The 22,972-nt window shown below is 42.5% G+C and carries 20 protein-coding genes, 1 tRNA gene and 1 pseudogene; 16 read left to right on the plus strand and 6 right to left on the minus strand.

What is annotated here, in order from left to right:
• Positions 1 to 382: 382 nt before the first annotated feature.
• The 4 genes from QL919_RS03825 (at position 383) to QL919_RS03840 (ending at position 5,131) form a co-directional block, all read left to right on the plus strand.
• Positions 383 to 1,882 (plus strand): SulP family inorganic anion transporter, encoded by a 1,500-nt coding sequence (locus QL919_RS03825; protein ID WP_290188261.1) that lies wholly within the window; start codon positions 383 to 385, stop codon positions 1,880 to 1,882.
• Positions 1,883 to 2,082: 200 nt separating this feature from the next.
• Positions 2,083 to 2,937, plus strand: a complete 855-nt coding sequence (locus QL919_RS03830) for a universal stress protein (protein WP_290188262.1) — start codon at positions 2,083 to 2,085, stop codon at positions 2,935 to 2,937.
• A gap of 511 nt (positions 2,938 to 3,448) precedes the next feature.
• Positions 3,449 to 3,787: a P-II family nitrogen regulator gene (locus QL919_RS03835; protein ID WP_010197981.1), complete on the plus strand. Its 339-nt coding sequence runs from the start codon at positions 3,449 to 3,451 to the stop codon at positions 3,785 to 3,787.
• Positions 3,788 to 3,868: 81 nt separating this feature from the next.
• The gene (locus QL919_RS03840; protein WP_290188263.1) at positions 3,869 to 5,131 is read left to right on the plus strand and encodes an ammonium transporter; all 1,263 of its coding nucleotides are present in this window, start codon (positions 3,869 to 3,871) and stop codon (positions 5,129 to 5,131) included.
• 400 nt (positions 5,132 to 5,531) lie between these two features.
• Here QL919_RS03840 and QL919_RS03845 read toward each other — a convergent pair whose 3' ends face one another.
• From QL919_RS03845 to QL919_RS03855, 3 genes are all read right to left on the minus strand, one after another.
• Positions 5,532 to 5,915: a DUF2147 domain-containing protein gene (locus tag QL919_RS03845; RefSeq protein WP_290188264.1), complete on the minus strand. Its 384-nt coding sequence runs from the start codon at positions 5,913 to 5,915 to the stop codon at positions 5,532 to 5,534.
• A gap of 276 nt (positions 5,916 to 6,191) precedes the next feature.
• The gene (locus QL919_RS03850; RefSeq protein WP_290188265.1) at positions 6,192 to 6,455 is read right to left on the minus strand and encodes a hypothetical protein; all 264 of its coding nucleotides are present in this window, start codon (positions 6,453 to 6,455) and stop codon (positions 6,192 to 6,194) included.
• 110 nt (positions 6,456 to 6,565) lie between these two features.
• Complete coding sequence (locus tag QL919_RS03855) at positions 6,566 to 7,411, minus strand: DNA/RNA non-specific endonuclease (protein ID WP_290188266.1); 846 nt, start codon at positions 7,409 to 7,411, stop codon at positions 6,566 to 6,568.
• Between the two features lie 210 nt (positions 7,412 to 7,621).
• Between QL919_RS03855 and QL919_RS03860 the strand changes: the two genes are divergently transcribed.
• Positions 7,622 to 7,712, plus strand: a tRNA-Ser gene (locus QL919_RS03860).
• Positions 7,713 to 7,995: 283 nt separating this feature from the next.
• Complete coding sequence (locus tag QL919_RS03865) at positions 7,996 to 9,357, plus strand: integrase arm-type DNA-binding domain-containing protein (RefSeq protein ID WP_207990683.1); 1,362 nt, start codon at positions 7,996 to 7,998, stop codon at positions 9,355 to 9,357.
• Here the strand turns inward: QL919_RS03865 and QL919_RS03870 are convergent.
• On the minus strand, positions 9,354 to 10,265 hold the full coding sequence (locus QL919_RS03870) for a hypothetical protein (protein WP_290188267.1): 912 nt from the start codon (positions 10,263 to 10,265) through the stop codon (positions 9,354 to 9,356). The genes QL919_RS03865 and QL919_RS03870 overlap by 4 nt on opposite strands.
• Positions 10,266 to 10,723: 458 nt before the next feature.
• Here QL919_RS03870 and QL919_RS03875 point away from each other — a divergent pair, with 458 nt between their 5' ends.
• From QL919_RS03875 to QL919_RS03905, 7 genes are all read left to right on the plus strand, one after another.
• Positions 10,724 to 11,629: an inovirus-type Gp2 protein gene (locus QL919_RS03875; protein ID WP_290188268.1), complete on the plus strand. Its 906-nt coding sequence runs from the start codon at positions 10,724 to 10,726 to the stop codon at positions 11,627 to 11,629.
• Positions 11,630 to 11,761: 132 nt separating this feature from the next.
• Positions 11,762 to 12,052: a hypothetical protein gene (locus QL919_RS03880; protein WP_290188269.1), complete on the plus strand. Its 291-nt coding sequence runs from the start codon at positions 11,762 to 11,764 to the stop codon at positions 12,050 to 12,052.
• A 35-nt stretch (positions 12,053 to 12,087) separates the two neighbouring features.
• Positions 12,088 to 13,080: a DUF932 domain-containing protein gene (locus QL919_RS03885; protein WP_290188270.1), complete on the plus strand. Its 993-nt coding sequence runs from the start codon at positions 12,088 to 12,090 to the stop codon at positions 13,078 to 13,080.
• Positions 13,081 to 13,248: 168 nt separating this feature from the next.
• Complete coding sequence (locus QL919_RS03890) at positions 13,249 to 14,313, plus strand: lambda-exonuclease family protein (protein WP_290188294.1); 1,065 nt, start codon at positions 13,249 to 13,251, stop codon at positions 14,311 to 14,313.
• Positions 14,314 to 14,451: 138 nt separating this feature from the next.
• Positions 14,452 to 15,360: a hydrolase or metal-binding protein gene (locus QL919_RS03895; protein WP_290188271.1), complete on the plus strand. Its 909-nt coding sequence runs from the start codon at positions 14,452 to 14,454 to the stop codon at positions 15,358 to 15,360.
• 164 nt (positions 15,361 to 15,524) lie between these two features.
• A complete protein-coding gene (locus tag QL919_RS03900) occupies positions 15,525 to 15,785 on the plus strand; it encodes an AlpA family phage regulatory protein (RefSeq protein WP_290188272.1) in 261 nt (86 codons plus the stop codon).
• A 190-nt stretch (positions 15,786 to 15,975) separates the two neighbouring features.
• Entirely contained in the window at positions 15,976 to 16,413 is a 438-nt protein-coding gene (locus QL919_RS03905) for a hypothetical protein (protein WP_290188273.1), read from the plus strand.
• Between the two features lie 140 nt (positions 16,414 to 16,553).
• Here QL919_RS03905 and QL919_RS03910 read toward each other — a convergent pair.
• Both QL919_RS03910 and QL919_RS03915 read right to left on the minus strand, forming a co-directional pair.
• Positions 16,554 to 17,124, minus strand: a pseudogene (locus QL919_RS03910) (transposase).
• Positions 17,125 to 17,203: 79 nt separating this feature from the next.
• Positions 17,204 to 17,371, minus strand: a complete 168-nt coding sequence (locus tag QL919_RS03915; protein ID WP_290188274.1) for a hypothetical protein — start codon at positions 17,369 to 17,371, stop codon at positions 17,204 to 17,206.
• A gap of 161 nt (positions 17,372 to 17,532) precedes the next feature.
• Between QL919_RS03915 and QL919_RS03920 the strand changes: the two genes are divergently transcribed.
• The 3 genes from QL919_RS03920 (at position 17,533) to QL919_RS03930 (ending at position 22,952) form a co-directional block, all read left to right on the plus strand.
• Positions 17,533 to 19,977 (plus strand): class I SAM-dependent DNA methyltransferase, encoded by a 2,445-nt coding sequence (locus QL919_RS03920; RefSeq protein ID WP_290188275.1) that lies wholly within the window; start codon positions 17,533 to 17,535, stop codon positions 19,975 to 19,977.
• Between the two features lie 225 nt (positions 19,978 to 20,202).
• Positions 20,203 to 21,663 carry an ATP-binding protein gene (locus QL919_RS03925; protein ID WP_290188276.1) on the plus strand — a complete coding sequence of 487 codons (1,461 nt, stop codon included), beginning with the start codon at positions 20,203 to 20,205 and terminating at the stop codon, positions 21,661 to 21,663.
• Positions 21,664 to 21,668: 5 nt separating this feature from the next.
• Positions 21,669 to 22,952, plus strand: a complete 1,284-nt coding sequence (locus tag QL919_RS03930; RefSeq protein WP_290188277.1) for a restriction endonuclease subunit S — start codon at positions 21,669 to 21,671, stop codon at positions 22,950 to 22,952.
• The last annotated feature ends 20 nt before the right edge of the window (positions 22,953 to 22,972 follow it).

Here is a 22,972-nt window from a genome sequence, read left to right on the forward strand (position 1 = left end):
GTGTTGTGGTCATGCGATGTCAGACCAGCGTGTTTTTTGACAGATTATTTATCGCCTTCTACCGCAGCAAATCATTGCTGACTCTATTCGTTATTGTAGGTGCTATTTTCGACACACTACTTTAAGCAGCCTACTTTAAACATTTTTTTTAGGTAATCTCACTGAATTTATCATCATATTTATTATTGGTGAGCGTATTAGTGATACCAGTAAGTAAATCAGTAGACCTAATGATTACTGACGTTTAATAATTCAATACCTCAACATGACCCAGTGCCTGTTGTGATAAAAGAAAGATGAATAGCTATCTTTATAGCGACGCGATCATTTTATAAATGAGTAATGATTACTTTTTTTGCCTCTAACCCTATGCAGTTTACTTATGACATCTTTTATTGATAACTTACGTGACGAGTGGTTTTCCAATGTTCGTGGTGACGTTTTGTCAGGTTTGGTCGTTGCCCTAGCGCTGATTCCTGAAGCCATTGCCTTTTCTATTATCGCAGGTGTTGACCCAAAGGTCGGCCTGTATGCCTCATTTTGTATCGCAGTCGTCATCAGTTTCGTCGGTGGTCGCCCAGGCATGATTTCGGCAGCAACTGGAGCGATGGCGCTAGTCATGGTCGATTTGGTCGCCGAACATGGTTTGCAGTATTTATTGGCTGCAACTTTATTGTGCGGTGGTATTCAAATTGTGATGGGTATTTTTAAGCTCGGTAATTTGATGCGCTTTGTCTCACGCTCTGTTGTCATTGGCTTCGTCAATGCCTTAGCGATATTGATATTTGCCGCTCAGCTGCCTGAGCTTAACCCGATGACCGAGCGTGTCGGCATGACGGTTTATATTATGACGGCCGCCGGCTTGGCGATTATCTATTTGTTTCCACTGATTCCTAAAATTGGGCGCATCATACCTTCACCACTTATTTGTATCGTTGGCTTGACCGCTGTGGCGATGTATATGAACCTTGATATTCGTAACGTCGGTAGCATGGGTGATCTGCCAGATTCATTACCGGTGTTTTTGTTGCCTGATATTCCATTAAACCTAAACACCTTACTGATTATTGCCCCATACTCTATCGCGCTTGCCATTGTTGGCTTGTTAGAGTCGATGATGACGGCGACGATCGTTGATGAATTGACCGATACCCCAAGTGATAAGAATAAAGAATGCCGAGGTCAAGGTATGGCCAACGTGGTGTCAGGTTTCTTTGGTGGTATGGCAGGTTGTGCGATGATTGGTCAGTCGATGATCAACGTCAAGTCTGGTGGACGTACGCGTTTATCAACGCTCATCGCCGGTGTGGTGTTGCTTATCATGGTGGTGTTCTTAAGTGATTGGGTCAGCCTGATACCGATGGCCGCACTGGTGGCGGTGATGATTATGGTCTCTATTGGTACTTTTAACTGGCAGTCTATCCGCGAGTTTAAAACCCATCCGATGTCATTCAACATCGTCATGTTAGCGACGGTTTTGACCACCGTATTTACGCACAACCTAGCTTATGGTGTGGGCGTCGGTGTTCTACTATCGGCTCTGGCATTTGCCAATAAGATTGGTCAGTTCCTAACTATCTTTAGTGAGTATGACGACAGCAGCAACACCCGCTATTACTACGTACAGGGGCAAGTGTTCTTTGCTTCTACCACTCAGTTCTTGCAAAGCTTCGATACCAAAGAAGCCTTGGACAGCATTCAAATTGATGTCAGCCAAGCGCATTTCTGGGACGTTAGCGCCGTGGACACCTTGGATAAGCTGGTCATGCGCTTGCAACGAGAAGGCATTGATGTCAAAGTGGTCGGACTCAACAATGCGAGTCGAACCCTGATTGATCGCTTTTCTATCCACGACCGCCGAGATATTGGCCTATTGGATTAAGCAAAGGCGCATCGGCTTGATTGTTTATAAAAACATGACTTAGAAACCATGTGTATGTGAACAGATGGCTTATCATTAAACAGTTGAATAGATAGTTTAATAAACAGCTGCATTGGTAAAGAGGATTGGGCTTCAGTATTACTGCCCTCTCTTTGAGCCAAGCAGCTGTATTTTTTATTATTGGATAATGTGGTGGTCTTATGAGTAATTTGAAACCAGATAGTGTGATTGCCTGCTTGGACTGCCCTGACCATGTGCAAGCGGTGTTAGAAGCCAGCATGTGGGCAGCGACTCGCCTGCAAGCCCCTATTGGACTATTACACTCTGTTCCAAGTTTGCAGCAAAAAGCAGCGGTGGACTATTCTGGCTGTCTAAATATCGATGATGAAAACATGCTGCTCGAGCAATTCACGACTAAAGAGCACTTGAGTAACTGCGAGCTGAAAGCTCAAGGCAAGCTGTTGCTACATCAGGCGACAACCTACTGCGAACAGCAGCGACAGAAACTAAAAACCTATACCCTGCATCGGCATGAGAACCTCAATGAAAGTATCGATTATGTCGATGATAAAGCGCAACTAATCGTTATCGGTCACAAGGTTACTTGTAAGTCGACACTGAGCCAGCTGATTAGAGTCAGTCTCTGCCCCATTTTGGTGACTCATGCACCATTTTTGCCCCCTACGAGCGCTTTATTTGCTTTCGACAACAGTCCCACCTCGCATAAGCTGCTTAATTGGCTCTGTAAAACACCGCTGATTCGGGCGCTAACTGTGCATATCGTCATGGTAGGCAAAGAAACCTCTGATAACTGCGATGCACTGCGTGAAGCGTATGCCAAACTCAAGCAAGCAGGGATTAAATCCAAAAAAACACTGTTGGACTGCCGCGATGTCACTGCAGCCTTAAATTATTATCAAAATGAAAACGACATCGGTCTACTAATGACCGGTGCTTTTGGCCAATCTCGTCTTCGTGAGCTCTTACAAGGCAGCGATACCGAAAAGCTGCTGGGCAGCACTAAAACGCCTTATCTTTTATTCCCAAAAGCATAGGTCTCAATCTACCATCCAGTCCATAGTCTATATAGCCGGCACGATTCCTATAGGCGCAGAGCACAAACATAAGCACGAACCAGTACCATACTTACTCTGCCGCCTAGTGCTACTTAACCCCGCCTGCGCTCTCTAATGATTCTTCTACTCCTCTCCTTTATCCATTGCGACACCTTGCTATCTATCAAATCAATTTAGCAAATCATCACATGAAATAAATGGATAGCCTCCCCAAGCACCTAAAAAGTTGGTTATAATAAAGTTTTCGCTGGTTTAACGTCAAAGGTTGAATCACGTTGTTTATGTGAGTAAGGACGGTTTTATCATAATAGTACAATCGTTATTACTCCCCCTTTGCTTTGGTTGTTTTTGAATAAATGAGTCCACTCCTACCTACCCCCTTGAGTAGATTTGGCACAGTTCTTGAATGACTGATAGTAAGCATGGCAGCGGTACGATGCACCACAATGCCTCTATCAACCTGCGGCATCACACAAATAAGGAATTTTTTATGAAGCTAATCACTGCGATCTTAAAACCGTTTAAGCTCGATGATGTACGTGAAGCGCTTTCTGACATCGGTGTCAAAGGCGTTACCGTCACTGAAGTTAAAGGTTTCGGTCGCCAAAAAGGCCATACAGAGCTCTATCGCGGCGCAGAATACGTGGTGGACTTCTTACCTAAAGTAAAAGTCGAAGTGGCGGTCATCGATGAGATGGTCGAACCTGCTATCGAAGCAATCACTCGCATTGCTAGTACCGGCAAAATTGGTGATGGCAAAATCTTTGTCACCGCACTCGAGCAAGTCATTCGTATTCGTACGGGTGAGACTGGTCCTGACGCTATCTAAAGCGCCAAACCTGCCTATAAACACAGTGTTATAGGTCACGCCGACAGCTTTACTATTGCATCAATTCAAGGGGGAATTAACATGCAAAACCAAATCTTTGAGCTCCAGTACGCACTTGATACGTTTTATTTTTTAATGTGTGGCGCACTCGTCATGTGGATGGCAGCAGGCTTTACCATGCTGGAAGCCGGCCTTGTCCGCTCAAAAAACACCGTTGAAATCTTAACCAAAAATATCGCCTTATTTGCCACCGCCTGTACCATGTATATGATATGTGGCTATGCCATTATGTATGGTGGTGAGTTATTTTTAAGCGGCATCGCTGGTGGTGAGACACTGGTAGAAGACGCGTTAGCAGCCTCTGCGGAGAACGGCTTTGGCGGTGACTCAGTCTACTCAGCTGCCTCTGATTTTTTCTTTCAAGTGGTATTCGTCGCGACCTGTATGTCTATCGTCTCAGGAGCCGTGGCTGAACGTATGAAGCTATGGTCATTTTTATTATTTGCGGTAGTCATGACTGGGGTGATTTATCCATTGGAAGGCAGCTGGACATGGGGTGGTAATGATGTCTTTGGCCTATATAATCTGAGCGATTTAGGATTCTCTGATTTTGCTGGCTCTGGCATCGTTCACATGGCAGGAGCGGCAGCGGCTTTGGCAGGCGTACTACTATTAGGCGCGCGTAAAGGCAAATATGGACCGAAGGGCGAGATACGTGCGATTCCGGGTGCGAACCTGCCATTGGCAGCACTTGGGACATTAATCCTATGGATGGGCTGGTTTGGCTTCAATGGTGGTTCGGTGCTGAAACTAGGTGATATTGCCAGTGCCAATTCAGTTGCCATGGTGTTTTTAAATACCAATGCAGCAGCGGCAGGCGGTGCCATCGGCGCACTATTATTGGCACGTTTGATTTTTGGCAAGGCCGATTTGACCATGTTATTAAACGGTGCACTCGCAGGACTGGTTGCCATCACTGCCGAGCCTTCTACGCCATCTGCACTGCAGGCTACCATTTTCGGTCTAATCGCTGGCGCCATCGTGGTACTGTCTATCTTAGCATTAGATAAAATAAAAATAGATGACCCAGTGGGTGCAATCTCTGTTCATGGCGTCGTTGGTCTATTCGGTTTATTAATTGTCCCAATCACCAATCCAGCAGCGACTTTCTTAGGTCAAATCGCTGGGGCAGCCACCATATTCGCTTGGGTGTTCATCGCCAGCTTGATGGTTTGGTCAGTCATCAAACTAACCATAGGTCTGCGTATCTCTGAAGAAGATGAGTATGAAGGTGCTGATATAGCAGAGTGTGGTATGGAAGCGTATCCAGAGTTTGTGATATAAAACCAGAATCAGACATACAAGTAGCAGCATTCATCTTGCCAGCTTTACTGGCTTAGCCTAGCAAATATGCTACTTGTATTCACTTTCATTACTAGAGTCAGTTCGATATAAAAGGAACATATTTTTATTAGCGTCCTGCTGGTATAAATTTTTCTCGCTTGCTGTGCGCTTCGCACTACAGAGGCTTCGAAAAACTCATTCCAGCAGTACCACCCTCTTATTGAGCTGAATCAGCTCTACATTAGTTTTTAGCAGCGTCATAGTTTCTGACAAGGGTAAGGTCTTAATAACAGTATCACCTTTATAAACCTTACCCACTAAAAATCCCGCAAAACCTTTCGGTAATGCGGGATTTTTTATTTATCAAGATTAGACTTGATAATCAAAATAAGCCATCAGCTTATTTCTTTTTCCACTCTTGGCTACGTGAGAATGGACCAATATAGCCTTTTAGCTTCAAAGTGTTGCCGCTTAGGTTAGCCGTCATACGATAGTCTTTGCCTTTTTCTGGATCAGTAATCGTACCACCGCTGTATTTACCACCGCCATCAGCTTTTAGACCTTTGATGACAGTCATACCAACGTGCTTTTTACCTTTAGCAGAGTTAGTAGCGATAAGCGTACCAGTCAATACACCGTTAGACTCAGTGATTTTAACCGTACCTTTTGGCTTACCTTCATCAAACGTCTGCCATGTAGTATTGTGCAATGGGTCAGCAGCAAATGCCATAGTGGCCATACTGATACCAACAGCAGCTAGAGCAGTTTTAGTAAATAATTTCATAGATTGACTCCCTTCATACAATGATTAATCGAAACGTTATGTTTCTGATGTTCTATGCTTATCCTTTGCTAGCATCTTTTATTATGAGGTTTACGAGTTGATACTGTCTAACTGTTTGTATTAACTAATACCAAGGTTGCAATTGCTCATAAGCTTTTGTTTAAAGATTTAAGCGACATAAGCGATGTCTTGACCCATTATAAGCAATTTTTGGATTTTGCCTAGTAATTTTTTTATACTTTATTATTTCTATAAAAACAAAACTATATCAAAGAGTTACAGGAAGGGATTGTCAATATTTTCGCCCGATTGGTCATCATTTTCTTTTGACTTTACCGCGCTAGTGCTATAAAGACTATCTTTGTCAAAGGCCTGCATAATTTTGGTCGTTAGCTCATGCAGCTGCTGGGCTTGCTGATATCCAGACTCATCTAACGTCACATCAATATCACCATAAATAATAATTTTATCTTGCTGATTTTCAATGACCAGCTCACCAATTTGCATACTTTGGTGGTTGTTGGCAAATGGTTCAATCATTTTATTGTTCCTTTTCTTATTAACAGCATCTCACGTGATATTTCAATAGAGAACACTTCTAGACACATGCTTAGTCTTAACAGTAGGCATGTTTCCTAAAAAACCAGCCTTTATGCCTGCAATTGTGCCAATAACCACTCAAGTATAGCCCAAACAAACAACATCCATGTAGGCTCTTCTACCGGCTCATCAGGCAAATCTGAGCTGTCACCTGCCTTCAATGGTAAATCAAACGCTTGCGATTTGGTTTGTGAGTCCAGCACAGGCAAAACATCAATGCCGATTTCAGCCGTTAGCTCATCTAGACTAATGACGTCTATCCGCTCAGACTCATCATTGGGCGCGTAATACACGCCTGCTTGATTGGTCGCTGGAATATAGACGGCTTTAAAAAAATGACTGGGTACCAACACGCGCTTGGCAAGTTGCTTGGTCTTTTTGCCTGTGAATGCGACTCCTGTGATGGTATAAACCTCACCGTACTGCTGGGTCAAATAACGGGTGGCGGACTCGATATTACGCCAAATATAGCGATTATTACGTGGTGACTGGGGGGCGATATTGGCCAAACTAAAACTATCGTATTGCTGACTTCGAGTGGCCATATTGGCATTGGGCGCTAAGTGCCCTCGATCATAGCCAGAGCCTGAATAGTCAGACAATGAGGCACGAGCTGATTTGGGTAGCCTACTCTCTTCATGAAAGCTGTCTTCACGATCGATTTCTTTGGCTTGTCGTAGCCGCTTGCGATCCAAATACTCTGCTGACCATAGCGGTGTACGTGATACGCCAGAATACATAACGGCAAAACCATCCATGCATAATGCTTGGGTGTTATTGCTGAGCTTGGTGTTGGTAAACTCTGGATAAATACCGCCATAGAAAGACTGGCTACACTGAGTAAAGTCATCCGCTTGTGCCGACGACAACCCTATAACGACAGTGAGCACTGTCATGACTATACTGTTTTTAACACCACTTTTATGCTTGCCAAAACTTATCATTCAACTTTCAACCATCTTTGCTTGTCATTACGTATGTGTATCCTAGCAGGGGCTTAGTAATAAAGAAAGATAAGGCGTAAGTCGTGACATTTTAAATGGTATCCGCTATACTTAGCCGTTCAAAAATCAGTATCGTGCAAATGCAATGCGGTCTGTCTAAACGGTGAAGTGGGTGAGTGGCTGAAACCGCACGCCTGGAAAGTGTGTATACGTTCATAGCGTATCGAGGGTTCGAATCCCTCCTTCACCGCCAATCTTATAAAACACTCCTTTTCCCACCTTGTCCTAAACACTCCCATATACCTCTGTAACCCTTTATAAATAACGCGTCTAGCGTTTTTTTTATGTCTAGTGTTTTCCCAATCTATCCGAATATAACCCACCTATCCCGTGGCTTGTGTTGGTCTATCTGTTGGTCTATGATTTCATTAGACCTCAAAAAGACCAACATTTAGGCTTTATAATTCAGCTTTAGACCAACGTTATATTTGTAACGCTTGAATTACAAGGCTTGGAAGCATAGGGAGTAGACCAACATGTTAAGCGATAGCAAAATCCGCAAGCTCAAACCAAGTGAAAAATGTACGCCTTCACGTCCTGACAAATATAGTGATCAGTATGGGCTACAGCTTTTAGTCCGTAGCACAAGCACAAAAACATGGATAAGCGCTTATCGCTTTGATGGTAAGCAGACACGCCTCACACTTGGCACTTACCCCATCATGTCACTCGCTGAAGCCAGACAAGCCAATACTGAGATTAAAGCGCTACTAGCAGATGGTATCGATCCAAAAAATAAAAAGCGTCAAGATAGGCTCAATAATGTTCATGCACAAAAATTCAATGATTATGCGTTAGACTGGCTCGCTGAACGTCAGCGTAACGTCAAGCCACGTACCTATCAGCAAGACTATAACCGTATGCATAAAGACGTGTTGCCCCACTTTGAAGGCATTGCACTAAAAGATGTAAGCTTTGAGGATTGTCGATCAATGGCAGATGAGATCGAAAAGCGTGTGAACAAAGACGGTGAGCCGCCACGCGAGGTAACCAGACGCACTATCGATCTGGTGGCTAATGTCTTAAGACGTGCCAAACGCGAACGCATCATTGAGCAAAATCCAATCGATGATCTAAAAGCACTCTATCCTAAAGCCAAAAGTCAGCACATGAAGCATGTAGATATCCATGAGCTGCCTGCCCTACTCCAAGCTATTGAGAATTATCATGGTCATGACCAAACCCGCTTAGGTATGAAGTTTTTAGCGTACTCATTTTGCCGCACCATTGAACTACGTATGATGAAATGGGCGCATATCGACTTTGCCAACCGTTTATGGCGTGTTGATATCGATAACCTTAAAATTGCACGTAAGCACGTTGTACCGTTGTCAGATCAGATGCTAGCAGTACTAGAGGAGATGAAACCCATCACAGGACAATATGAATATGTGTTCTATCATACGGGTATGCATCAGCCGTATAGTGAGGAGTTTATTAATAACGCGCTAGATATTCTAGGCTATGCTGGTAAGCAGACAGGTCACGGCTTTCGTCACATCGCCTCAACCAATCTTAACGAGCTTGGCTACATGGGCGACGCGATTGAAAAACAGATGGCACATGACAAAAAAAGTAACATACGCGCGGTTTATAACCATGCTCAGCATTTAGAAGAGCGCCGTAAGATCATGCAGGTTTGGGCTGACTTTTTAGACTTACTAAGAGACAAAGGCGAAGTTGTAGACTTTCAAACAGCGCGGCAGCAGATTGAGCAGTCACTGATAAGTAAGCAACTAAACGTTTTACAAAATGCTGATAAGCAAGATCTGATTAAAGCGCTATTAGAGCGAGGCATCACAGCTGATGAGATACAAGAGTATATCGATAATGATTAGTATAAGTCTTTGCCATTTTTATCTGTATAGTCAATTTCGTAAGACATATTAATCAAATGATCAAGCATGGCTGTCTCTGACAGTCCTTCTACCTCTGCCATCTTCTCTAACCTAGCTTTGGTCTTTTTTGTCAATGGTAGATGATACGGTTTCTTTGTTTTGCCAGCATCGCGATACTTTTGCTGGCTCCAAGCTCTCTTCATTTTATCGATAATAATTGTTTTACTTGGAGAGTGCGTATAACTTTGTCCTTGCTTTATGTCTATAGCATCCAATGATGCTAATAAACGTAGCTCTCGATTGTTATTACCAACATAATTTTCTACGTCATATCTATATAAATTCTTTTCCACTAAATAATTACGTACCCAATCTAGATCAGCTTTTTTTAACCATTTAGAGTAATTATCGTTAGCTTCTAAAACATGCCATACCTTTTGAGTAACTTCAACTACGTCTTTTTTAAAGTCTAAATCGGAAATAACATTTTCTCGATTATTTAATCCTTTTATCAGATTATTTAAAATATTATGAACTGTGTCTTTAATATCTTTTTTACGACTTATACCAAAACGGCTTGGCGATATCATATTATTTCCAACCAGATAATTGTAGACAAATATCTGTTCTCTTTCGTTACCTTCTAGCCATTTAAGCTCATATTTTTCTAAATATAGCGTATTGAGATTATCAATAAAGCTAATTACTGTATCTATCTTATCGTCCTTACGTGTTCTCTTTAAAAGTTCTTCCTTGCATTTACTCGCATAGCGGTTTGGATCTTCAGATATATAACGTGATTTATCTCCGCTGTAAAATACACTTAGCAACACAAAATGTGCTTGATCTTCTGATAAGTCATCTATTTTATCTCTTAAAGGCTTTCTTCTTAATTCTTCCTTTAACATATATAATCCTTAATTTATCACGCGTGATATTATAGTTATATTCTCGTATTATTAAGATAGTATTAGATTATTATTATAGTGTATAAATGAGTACTAAAGTACAAGTATTTATTGAGCTAAGATACAAAAATTAGCATATATTTAATATATCTTCGTATTCTCACTAGATTTAACGTTGGTAATAATATCTGTTCATACTGACAGTACATTAAATTTTCTCTATCAGCTAACTCCATTCACTCAAAAAATATCAATATAACCCAAGATTCCTACAATTGAGGATAATGTAACGCCGATATCTCCGCAGTATTGGTAAGTGCCACTAACCGGTTATTGATATTATTATATAGCGCAGCGTTACCACACTGACTATCTCCTCACTAAACCACCAGTAGACAGAATAAAAAAATATGATGTAGCTCTACTATGTGCAAGACAAACCACATAGGAGAAATACCATGCAAAACATTAACCTCAATCAAAGTAACTTATTAACTAAAGTTCACCAACTGGTAATCGATATCATTTCTAATGAATTGAGATTTGACCTGATAATAGATGAGCTGAACGATTTGTATCATCCGTTCATGTATTACTATGAGGGTGACAATGGATTGATTTACTCGGTGCCCATTGAAGCTTTCTTTCGCAGTACGCAATATATCGTTGGTGATCAATATCCAGAAGATGTCATTTGGGATTACGATAAAACACAGCGTCTTATTAAAACACTGTCATACTATAAAAAAGATATTAAGCGTGAACGTAGTGTGTTTAGTTATCAGGAGTCTAAAAATAAGAGGACACTCGAAAAATATGTACGCCATCTGATTCATCATTACAAAAGACTGCTCTTTGTACGTATCGACCTAAAGTACGCCAAAGAAACAAGCCACCTTGTTAGCATTGAAGATTTTTATCATCACATGAGCAAATTCCGAGATCTTATCGGTAATGAGGAAACGTGCTTTGAAGATTTGCAGGGCTACGCTTGGGCTTTAGAGCATGGTGGCATCGAGGGCGGATTACATTGTCATTTGTTGCTGATATATGACGGTAATAAGAGACAAAATGATTGGTATATCGCAAAAGAGGTTGGTGAAAAGTGGAAGGTCATTACTGGTGGTCTAGGCGAGTGCTATAACTACCACAATAAAAAGACTAAGCAGGGGTATGAGCGAAACGGTAAATTAGGTATCGGCATGATTCATCAGGATAACGAACAGGAAGTTAACAACGCTCTTAGAACGTCGTGTTACCTGACGCAACCAAGCAAGTATGACCAAAAATTAAAAGTATGGCTTCCAAACATGAACACCTTTGCACATGGTCAATACCGCACAGAAAAGCGCCGAGGACTATAACCCATATCAAAATAATCTCAGATATATACTATTACCATGAGAGTACGTACAGCCTGTTTGTGTGTACGTGACTTCAGCCAATAAGGTCTGCTTTTTAGCAGGCCTTTTTTATGCGCAAATTTAGGAGTATATATGAAAACCCTGTGTCCTAGCTGTGAGTCATCTTTGGTCTACGAGATGACTGATGGTAGTCAAATCAACCTTATTGATCAGCTGTTATCCCCTGCGGTATTAGTCAGCCTTGGCGTTAGTCTTTGCAAAACACTTAAAGTACATCCTGCTATCGGTGTGGTTGCAGGAACAACGGTAGCAGCGCTTATTGAGATCACTCAGTCTCATCAAGCGCTGCCAATGCTGGTCAATAAGCAATATCGCTGTGATGACTGCTCGCATGTCTTCACTACCTTTCACTCATTTACTTAAACTCAATTTAATCATAATACAAAAGGAAAATTATCATGGCACATTTAATCGAGAGTATGGCATACGTTGGCGACACCCCTTGGCATGGCCTTGGTAGTGAGCTATCCCCTAAGCAGCCGCTTGAGGTATGGGCGCGTGAGGCAGGTATGGATTGGCGTATTGAATCGTCAGACGTCAATTTCATGGCTGAGAACGATCGAGGGCATAACCTTATCTTGCCCTTTGCTGAGCAAAAGGTCTTGTATCGCTCAGATACCTTTGATCCATTATCCGTAGTCAGTCAGCGCTATCAAGAAGTACAACCTGAAGAGATCCTAGAGTTCTATCGTGATCTCACTGAGCAATCGCACTTTGAGCTTGAAACGGCAGGGGTGCTAAAGGGTGGCCGTAAGCTGTGGGCATTGGCACGTACAGGTCAATCAGCGTCTTTACGTGGCGGTGATGTCAGTCACGGCTATTTGTTACTAGCAACCGCTTGTGATGGTACGCTTGCGACCACGGCGCAGTTTACTAATATTCGTGTGGTGTGTAATAACACGCTCGCGGTAAGCCTCGCTGATGGTAGCGGCGGTGTGGTGAAAGTACCGCACTCTACCTCGTTTGATGCTGACAAGGTTAAGCAGCAATTGGGCGTGTCGGTTAAGCAGTGGGATGAGCACATCTATGAGATGAAGCAGTTATCCGAGCGCCGTGTCACGCAAGCAGAAGCGGCTAACTATCTGAGCCGTGTGTTTAACGATCAAGACAATGACATTATCTTGTTTAACAGCGCTAAGAAGGAAAAAGACGCAGTTCCTAATGCCAAAGCGATGAATAAGGTGATGACTATGTTTAACGGTCAGGGACGCGGAGCGGATCTCGATGCTGCCAAAGACACCGCTTATGGTCTACTTTGTAGTATCACTGAGTACGTGGATCATGAACGCCGTGCGATGAACACGGATAATCGCTTAAATTCCGCTTGGTTTGGCGCTGGCGCTAAGCTTAAACAAAAAGGCTTAGAAGAGTCACTACGTATGCTGGCCTAACTGTCTTATCACCACACATTAAACCACGCTTAAAAGCGTGGTTTTTTTATGCCGTTTACTCAGATCATCAGTTATCAACGTATCAACAATTAATTTAATAAGGAATCTATCATGGAAACTATCGCATTAAACACAACCATTCCGCCAAGTCGTCGTAAGCGTAAAGCGATGCAATCTAAGCACACAAAGCCGACTGCTACTATTAATGTTAAGACTAACCGACCTAGCCCTAGTGAAAAGAAATCTAAGCAAACTACATCATCTCAGCCCAAGCGCCTAATCAATACCAAAAACTTAAGCCGTGAAGAGTGGTTAGCCGTTCGCAAACAAGGCATAGGCAGTAGTGACGCTGCTTCTGCTTGCGGTATTCATCCATATTTGTCGATGCTTGAATTATGGATGATGAAGACCGGACGCATGAGCTCAGATATCGATGAGAGCATAGAAGGCTATGCGCCACTGTATTGGGGCAATACTTTAGAGCCGATGGTAGCAAAATACTATCAAGAAAAGACAGGCAATAAGGTACGGCGGGTCAATGCTATCTTGCAGCATCCTGACGCTGATAATCATTTTATGCTTGCCAATCTTGACTATGCGGTAACAGGTAGCGATGAGGTACAAATACTGGAATGCAAAACCACTGGTGAGCATGGCGCGAAATTATGGCGAGATGGCGTACCGCTATACGTTACATGCCAAGTGCAACATCAACTAGCCGTTACTGGTAAACAAGCCGCTCATATCTGTGTCCTGCTTTACGGACACGAAGCAAAGATCTATAAGGTTGAGCGTGATGAGCGTTTGATTGCATCAATTATTGAGCATGAGCGTCTGTTCTGGCAGTACGTGGAGACGGATACTCCACCCACGCCTGATCACTCTGAGTCAGCCGCTCGTGCGCTTAAGCTGCTTTATCCTGAGCCTAAGCCTACAAGCAAGATAGACTTTAAGAGTGATGAGGGCGCAAATAAGCTGTTCGATAAGCTGCTTAGCTATCGCGCGTCAATCGAAGATCTAGAGCAGCGCCACGATCAAGTTAAACATCAACTGCAAAGCCTCATTAAAGACAATGAGGTGGCGGTCTTTGACAAGGGCGCGATCTCATGGAAGCGCTCGAAAGACAGTGTCGGTTTAGATAGCAAAGCAGTCATTAAAGCCCATCCTGAGCTGATGGATAAATTTAGTAAAACTCGCCAAGGTAGCAGACGCTTTGTGGTGTTAAACGACTAAGTTGCCAGTCACTTAACTATTCACGCATCTATTAATCAATCAGAACCAATCAATCGAAGCAAGCATATAACAGCCCACCCTAATCGGTGGGCTTTTTTTATGTCTTATCTATTTATTAAACAAATAAGGAATACCGCTATGATTAAAGGTCTAACGATAACCCCGCCCGTACTTGGTCGTATTAGCATTGGACGCGTCATCAATAAAGACGGCAAGCGTCTGCCTGCGAAAGACGATCAATTCACTATTACCAGCCAAGTGCAGAATAAGGACGGCTGGGTCAATCATCCACTTGATGCCAAACTGCGTAAAAGTAATGACAGTAAGCTGCGACAAATACCCGTACGCATGCTGTTTAATGATCCTGATCTAAACCTACGTGCTCAGTACACGCTATTTGATCGGCAAACGGGTCGCCCGTTGTGTGTCGGTGATGGCGAACACTGTCAGCGCCGTACCAACAATGGCGTGGAGCAACTGCCTTGTCCGTCGCCCGATCGCTGCCCACTCGCGCAAGGCGGCGCTTGTAAACCCTACGGTCGTCTATACGTCAATCTATCAGAGGATGATGAGCTCGGCACGTTTATCTTTCGTACGACGGGCTTTAATAGTATTCGTACGCTTGCAGCAAGGCTGCGCTACTTTGCCGCCGTGTCCGGTAATAAGCTGTCATGTTTACCACTGCAATTAACGCTAAGAGGTAAAAGCACCACGCAAAGCTATCGCACACCCATTTACTTCGTAGATCTCACGCTACGTGATGAGGTGACGCTCAAAGACGCGGTACAACAGGCTAAGGCGATTGATCATGAGCTGAGCGAACACGGATTTGATCAAAGCGCGTTAGAGCAAGCTGCCACGCTTGGTTATGCCAATTCATGCTTTGAGGTCGACGATGAGGCAAGTGAGGTAATGGAAGAGTTTTATCCGCTAACTGATGATCGTGTTCTAACGCCCAGTCAGCCACTTAACCATCAAAGTGATAAGCAGTCTAATACGCGAAGTATTGCCAAAAGCCTACGCCAAAGCGTGACAGCGGTGAGCTAACTCGTGACAGATAAACGGCATAGAAAGGAGCTGATTTGATCAGCTCCTTTTTTTATTGCTTCATCTAAGTTTAAACATCGGACTGTATGGGGTGTCATAAAAAATTATGGGACTCGGTAAGTATATGAGAGATACCGCTCTCATTCACTTACAAGGAGAGAATCATGGAACAGTTAAACGCAAATACTCAGCAAAATGTATCAGCATCAAGCATGCCACAAATACCTCGTATGCTACCCTTAAAGCAAGTTATGCACTATACAGGGCTTAGTAGTACAACTATTTACGATATGCTTGATAAAAGATCAAATCGTTACGATCCAACTTTCCCTATTCAAGTAAAGCTATCAAAGGGGCGCGTAGCATGGGTTGAAAGCGAAGTCGCTCAGTGGATTGAAGATAAGATAGCTGCTCGGTTTCATTGAGCACTATCTAAAAATAAGCCGCTTAATGCGGCTTATTTTTTTTGTCTAGAGACCATCCCAGATTCTGTGTAACTGACGTTTAGATTAAATACTTACACAAAATTTAGGAAGGTCTCCCTAGATTAAGTGCATTTAGCTAGATTTCATTCGTAGGTTCAACTTTGGACTTTAAGTTAATAAAGCCATTTCTATGAGTGACTTAAAAGCACATCAACTTATTTATGCTTTCTTTTTTCTCCTGAATTACTGTATATTTACTTTTACTAAGTTAGGAGACGAATCTATGAATAAAGTTATATTAATACTAGCCTCACTTTTAATTTCGTCAGCTACTTATGCTGAATGTACCGAACTATTGAGTGGCAAACGTTGCACTGACGAATATGGCAATCAATACACCATACAGAATACTTTATCAGGAGGAACGGAGGTAAGGGGCTATAATCCTCGTACTGGCAGTAGATGGAGTCAGAGTACTCGAAAGTCACTAGGAGGTGATATTATTCAAGAAGGTGTTGATGCTGATGGAAGAAGATGGAATCAAACTATCCATAAGGACTTAGGTGGCCGAACAGTAATTTCAGGTGTGGACTCTGACGGTAATAGATATAGAAAAGTTATTGACTAATAAATAGCTTTTGTATGGATAATAAAGTTACTTTGAATATTGAGGACATTATTGAATAATAGTGCCCTTTTTTGTGTCTGTTAGTTTATAAAAAAACCCTCAACTAGTGGAGCCCATCCCGAATTCTGTGTAACTGCAATTTAGATTAAATGCTTACTAACGCGCTCATCGAACATAATCATAAAGCGATTAAGAGCAGACGTCCAGTTACGGATGGGCATCGACCACTTTTTAGAAGCCTGCTGAGTTGCTAGATAGACAACCTTAAACGCCGCCTTGTCTGATGGAAATATCTTACGCTTATTCACAGCTGTACGAATCACGCTATTTAATGATTCAATAGCATTGGTCGTATAAATGGCTTTTCTGATGTCTTTAGGATAACCAAAGAACACGGTTAAGCCCTGAGATACGAGTTTGATGCTTACTAACGAGTACAGGCTCAAAGCTGCCACCGCGGTCTCTTGGGGTGGATATCTCAAGATCGCCTGTATCACTGCGGACTGTCTTTTTAGTGTGGCCGTTGCGCTTGTTTGGTTTATCTGCTTTCTCATGCTTGGGGTAGCCGAGATGATCTTCCATCTCAGCCTCTAAGGCAGTATCGATAAAGGATTGCATGAGCTGCTTTTGGAAGTCTTTGATGTCATCAAAGCTTTTCATGCTACCAGCCATTTGCTCAGCTAGTTTCTTGATGTCAGTTTGGTTAGTCATTGCTTATTCTCCTGTTATTGGATTATAAGCAGTTACACAGTTTTTGGGAAAGGCTCTTTGTCTAACACCGACAAGAATTTTATCGCTTTAAATCAACAAATGCTCCAAAAGGCACTTCTCCCTCAAAGTCATCATGGGTTAAACCCTGCTTTGCCATTTGTTCAGTAATATCATCTTCAAGCTGTTGCTCTTCTGGTGTAAGCTCATAATAACCTTCCATATAGTCATCACCGCGAGGATCACCCATCGTACTTTCCTTATAACCTGTAATTGAATAATATTATTACGATTTCAATCGCTAAGGCATACATAGGTATCAACCAAGCAAAAATCAATATTTGCTTTATAACAAGCCAGCTCCTTATACTAGACGGTTTGAACCACTTATTCCAAAAACCGAGCCATTCCATGAGTCAATCCACACCTAAGCAGCTACAAACCGTCCATAACAAACTGATCGCCTTTATTTGGTCTATCGCTGATGACTATCTAAGAGACGTCTACGTCCGAGGTAAGTACCGTGATGTCATCTTGCCTATGGTGGTACTGCGCCGCTTGGATAGCTTACTTGAGCCAACCAAAGATACAGTATTAGAAGAAGTCGCGTTTCAAGCAGAGGCAGGTTTTGAGGAAGTGGACGAAGACGGGCTCAAGGATGCGTCAGGCTACGTGTTCTATAATACTAGCAAATGGACGCTCAAAAGCTTGAGTGAAACAGTCAGTAATAATCAGTCCATTTTACTGGCAAACCTTGAAGAGTATCTGCACGGCTATAGCGACAACGTCAAAGAAATCATCCAATGCTTTGACTTATTTGCACAGTTTAAACACATGGCTAATAAGCAAGTATTACTCGGCGTGCTTGAGCAGTTTCTCTCTCCTTACATGAACTTTTCGCCTAATGAAAAAATTGACCCTGACGGCAATAAAATCCAAGGCTTGAGTAACTTGGGCATGGGTTATGTTTTTGAAGAATTGATTCGCAAGTTTAATGAAGAAAACAACGAAGAGGCGGGAGAGCATTTTACCCCGCGTGAAGTTATTGAGCTAATGACTCATCTTATCTTTGACCCATTACAAGGCAACCTACCGCCAAGTATTACTGTCTATGATCCTGCCTGTGGTAGCGGCGGCATGCTCACCGAGTCACAAAACTTCATTATTGAGAAGTACCCAAGCGAAGGCTTTGACCGCAGTATTTATCTCTATGGTAAAGAGATCAATGATGAGACTTACGCCATCTGTAAGTCGGATATGATGATTAAGGGCAATAACCCTGAAAACATCAAGGTTGGCTCTACCTTATCGTCTAACAGCTTTGCGGGTAAATCCTTTGACTATATGCTGTCCAATCCGCCATACGGCAAAAGCTGGTCAAATGACAAAAAAGACATCATGGACGGCAAAGAAGTGGCTGATAGCCGCTTTTCCGTAGATCTGGCTGATTATTGGGGCGTGGTCAGCACCGAACCTGCCACCCCGCGCTCAAGCGATGGTCAGCTGTTATTCTTAATGGAAATGGTTGATAAGATGAAATCGACCGATAGCGGTAGCCAAGGTTCGCGCATTGCTTCAGTGCATAATGGATCAAGCTTATTTACAGGGGATGCAGGCTCAGGTGAGAGTAACATCCGCCGTTACGTTATCGAAAACGATTACCTAGAAGCCATTATCCAAATGCCAAACAATCTGTTTTATAACACTGGCATTACTACCTATATCTGGCTGCTATCCAATAAAAAACCCCAATCACGCCAAGGCAAAGTACAACTGATTGACGCCAGCCAAATGTATCGCAAGCTTCGCAAAAACTTAGGCGATAAAAACTGCGAGTTTAGCCCAGCAGATATCATCGCCATTACTCAAACCTACCTTGATATGGCAACCGTGACGCGTCAGCCCGATGACTTTAACGATAAAGGCGACCCTATCGGTATCGCCAGTCAGGTATTTGATAATCAGGACTTTGGCTATTATAAAGTCAGTATCGAGCGCCCTGACCGCCGCCATGCGCAAATGCGGGATGATCTGATCGCAAGCCTACGCTTTGATAATCAAATCCATGAGGCAATGAGCCAAGTGTATGATGAGTTTGGTGACAAGCTCTACGATAAAGCTTTCTTTACCAGTCAAAAAGACGTGCTAAAAGAGTGGTCAGAAAAAGAAGCGTTTGGACTGTCTGCCAATCAACGTAAAAAACTGATGAACTTTAGTACATGGCAAGATCAGCGTGCGATACTGGACTATGCCACCGTCATTCGTGATGCGATCAGCAATGATCTAAGTCACGATCACAGCGCAGATACGCTCTATACTGACTTTAATGTATTTACTGATTTGGTCAAAAGCACGCTCAAAGTCAACGATATTAAGCTTAAAGCCACTGAGCATAAGCAAATACTCAATGCGGTCAGCTGGTACGATGAGAGCGGCGCAAAGGTCATCAAATCCATAAGTACCCTTAAGTCTGACAAGCTTGACGCATTAACCACGCATTTAGGCTGTAGCATCGATGACTTGCCCGACTTTGGTTATTATCCTGCCGCAAGCGTGGGGATTGAGGATGCCAAGCCCAATCAATACGTCATCTACGAATCAAATTCAGATCTGCGCGATTCTGAGTCAATACCGCTAGGCGCGAGCATCCATGAGTATTACCTAAATGAGGTCAAGCCGCACGTCGATGAGGCATGGATCGACGGTGATAGCGTCAAGATCGGCTATGAGATCAGCTTCAATAAATACTTCTATCAGCACAAGCCGCTACGCTCATTAAGCGAGGTCGCAGGCGAGCTGGTTGAGCTTGAGCAGCAAGCAGATGGCTTGATTCAAGCCATCTTGTCTCATCATTGATTTGCTTGACTGTTGCTTGACTGACAGGGTGTTATTTCATTCAATAGGGTTAAGAAAGCTAGTAAACATAAGGTCTTGCGCTTATCTTATTTGCTTGACCGTTGCTTGACTGACAAGGTAGTAAGTCACGAAATATTAGTGGCAAAGCCTATAAATATAAGGGCTTGCGCATATCTAACTTGCTTGAGCGCTGCTTGACTGACACCTATTAATAAAGAGAAAACCATGTTTGAAAAAATTGATAAATTACAATCTTTGACGGTTGAGTTGGCAAAACTACCGAGTGAGACCGAATGGGTAGAGTTTAAGGTAAATAATGAAGATCCTGATATGATAGGGAAGAACATCTCCGCCTTATCCAATACATCAGCGCTTATCGGCAAAAAACAGTCTTATATGGTTTGGGGGCTTGATGACAAAAGTCATGACGTCGTCGGCACACGCTTTACGCCGAGCCAAACACGAAAGAACAATCAAGAGCTAGAAAGCTGGCTACTACAAAAGCTGACACCAAAACTTAACTTTCGGTTTTATGAATTTGAGCTTGATGCCAAGCCCATTGTTATTTTGGAGATCCAATCTGCCTCAACCACTCCTGTGCGTTTTGATGGTGTGGAATACGTAAGAATAGGCTCTTATACCAAAAAGCTACGCGACTTTCCAGAAAAAGAACGGGAGCTATGGCGTGTTTTTGATAGAACGCCTTTTGAAGAACAAATTGCAATGCACCAGCAGAGTAAAGAGAAAGTACTGAGTCTGCTCGACTATGCCAGTTATTTCCAATTGCTTGACGCACCCCTGCCCGAAAACCATGACACTATTATGGAAGCTCTTGCTGATGACAGTCTTATCAAAAAGACAGATTCTGGACTGTGGGATATTACCAATTTAGGCGCTGTATTATTCGCCCATAAGTTGTCTGATTTTAAATCGTTAGCTCGTAAAGCGTTACGTGTCATCGTTTATCATGGTAATAATAAATTAAAGACCGTTCGTGAGATTACCTCAAATAAAGGCTATGCCATTGGTTACGAGGATGTTATAAAAAGTCTGAAACTTATCTTGCCAAGTAATGAGATCATCGGCGATGCGTTTCGCCGAGAAGTGCCTATGTATCCTGAATTGGCACTTAGAGAGCTGGTTGCCAATGCTTTAATCCATCAAGACTTTAATATTACAGGCACAAGCCCGTTAATCGAAATTTATGAACACCGTATCGAGATTATCAACCCAGGATCTTCTTTGATTGCCATCGACCGCTTGATGGATAAGCCGCCCCGCAGTCGCAACGAGGGCATTGCCTCGCTAATGCGGCGCATTGGTATCTGTGAAGAGCGTGGCTCTGGTATTGATAAAGTCGTCGCTGAGACTGAGTTTTATCAACTGCCCGCCCCTTTGTTTGAGATGTCAGACGAGTTTACTAAGATAACCTTGTTTGCGCATCGAGAGTTTAAAGATTTGGATAAAGAAGAACGTATTCGAGCCTGCTATCTGCATGCATCATTAAAATATATCAGTCATGAAGCGATGAATAACTCTACGCTGCGAGAGCGATTTGGAATTGAGGTAAAAAACAGCGCGATGATCAGTCGGGTTATCAAGCAAGCCATCGAAGCTGGCGTGATAAAAATGTATGATCCAACGGCGGGTACTCGGTCTGCCAGATATGTGCCACATTGGAGCTAAGCGTAATGACAATAAAGATAACAAATGACTTAACGCAAATAGATTGCCCGCGATATGACAGCTATAAAGATAGCGGTGTTGATTGGTTAGGTGAGATTCCTGAAGAGTGGAGTACTGAAAAAGGAAAGTGGCTATTTAATAAAATGGATCGACCTATTAGAAAAGATGACGGAATCGTTACCTGCTTTCGTGATGGCGAAGTTACTTTAAGGTCTAACCGTAGAACTGATGGGTTTACAAATGCATTAAAAGAACATGGCTACCAAGGCATCCGAAAAGGTGATTTAGTTATTCACCAAATGGACGCTTTCGCAGGTGCAATTGGCGTTTCGGATTCTGAAGGAAAGTCCACACCAGTTTATTCAGTATGCGTTCCTAAAGAGCCTGATCGAATATCACCGTATTATTACATGTATTTCATGCGTAGTATGGCTTTACGTGGCTTCATACTTTCTCTTGCTAAGGGGATAAGAGAACGTTCAACGGATTTTAGATATAATGATTTTTCTAAATTAGAACTACCCCTACCACCTTACAATGATCAGGTAAAAATAACTGAATTTATTGAACATAAAACAACCCAAATTGACCAAGCCATCACCCTAAAACAACAGCAGATCGCCAAGCTTGAAGAATATAAGCAAATCGTTATTCAAAATGCGGTGACCAAAGGGCTAAATCCTGATGTGCCGATGAAAGATAGCGGCGTTGATTGGATTGGCGAAATTCCTGAGCATTGGGAATTAGTTTCATTGAGATATTTATTCGAGTTTCTCAACTATAGAAGAATACCTATAAGTGCTGATGAAAGGGGTTATATGCAAGGAATTTACCCTTATTATGGTGCTAGTGGAATTATTGACTATGTGAACGATTATATTTTTGACGAAAAGCTTATTTTAATAGCTGAAGATGGTGCAAATTTACTAAGTAAATCAACGCCCTTAGCATTCGTAGCAGAAGGTAAATATTGGGTTAATAATCATGCTCATATTCTAAAACCAAAATATAAAGGTTTTACATTTTGGTCTAATCTTTTGAGTCTATGTGATTATACTATTTATATAACGGGTGCGGCACAACCTAAACTATCGAGAGGTAATCTGGGTAATGTAATGCTACCCGTTCCACCTGAAGATGAGATATTAGCAATTTCAAATTATCTTAAAGAGCAACTTTCTAAATTTCCTAATACTGCTCAAAAGTATGAATCGCAAATCGACCGCCTAAAAGAATACAAAACCATCCTGATCAACCAAGCAGTGACAGGTAAGATAAAGGTCAGCTAACCTTATTATCATCAACACAG

The sequence above is a fragment of the Psychrobacter sp. APC 3426 genome (assembly GCF_030408035.1).
Lineage (GTDB): Bacteria > Pseudomonadota > Gammaproteobacteria > Pseudomonadales > Moraxellaceae > Psychrobacter.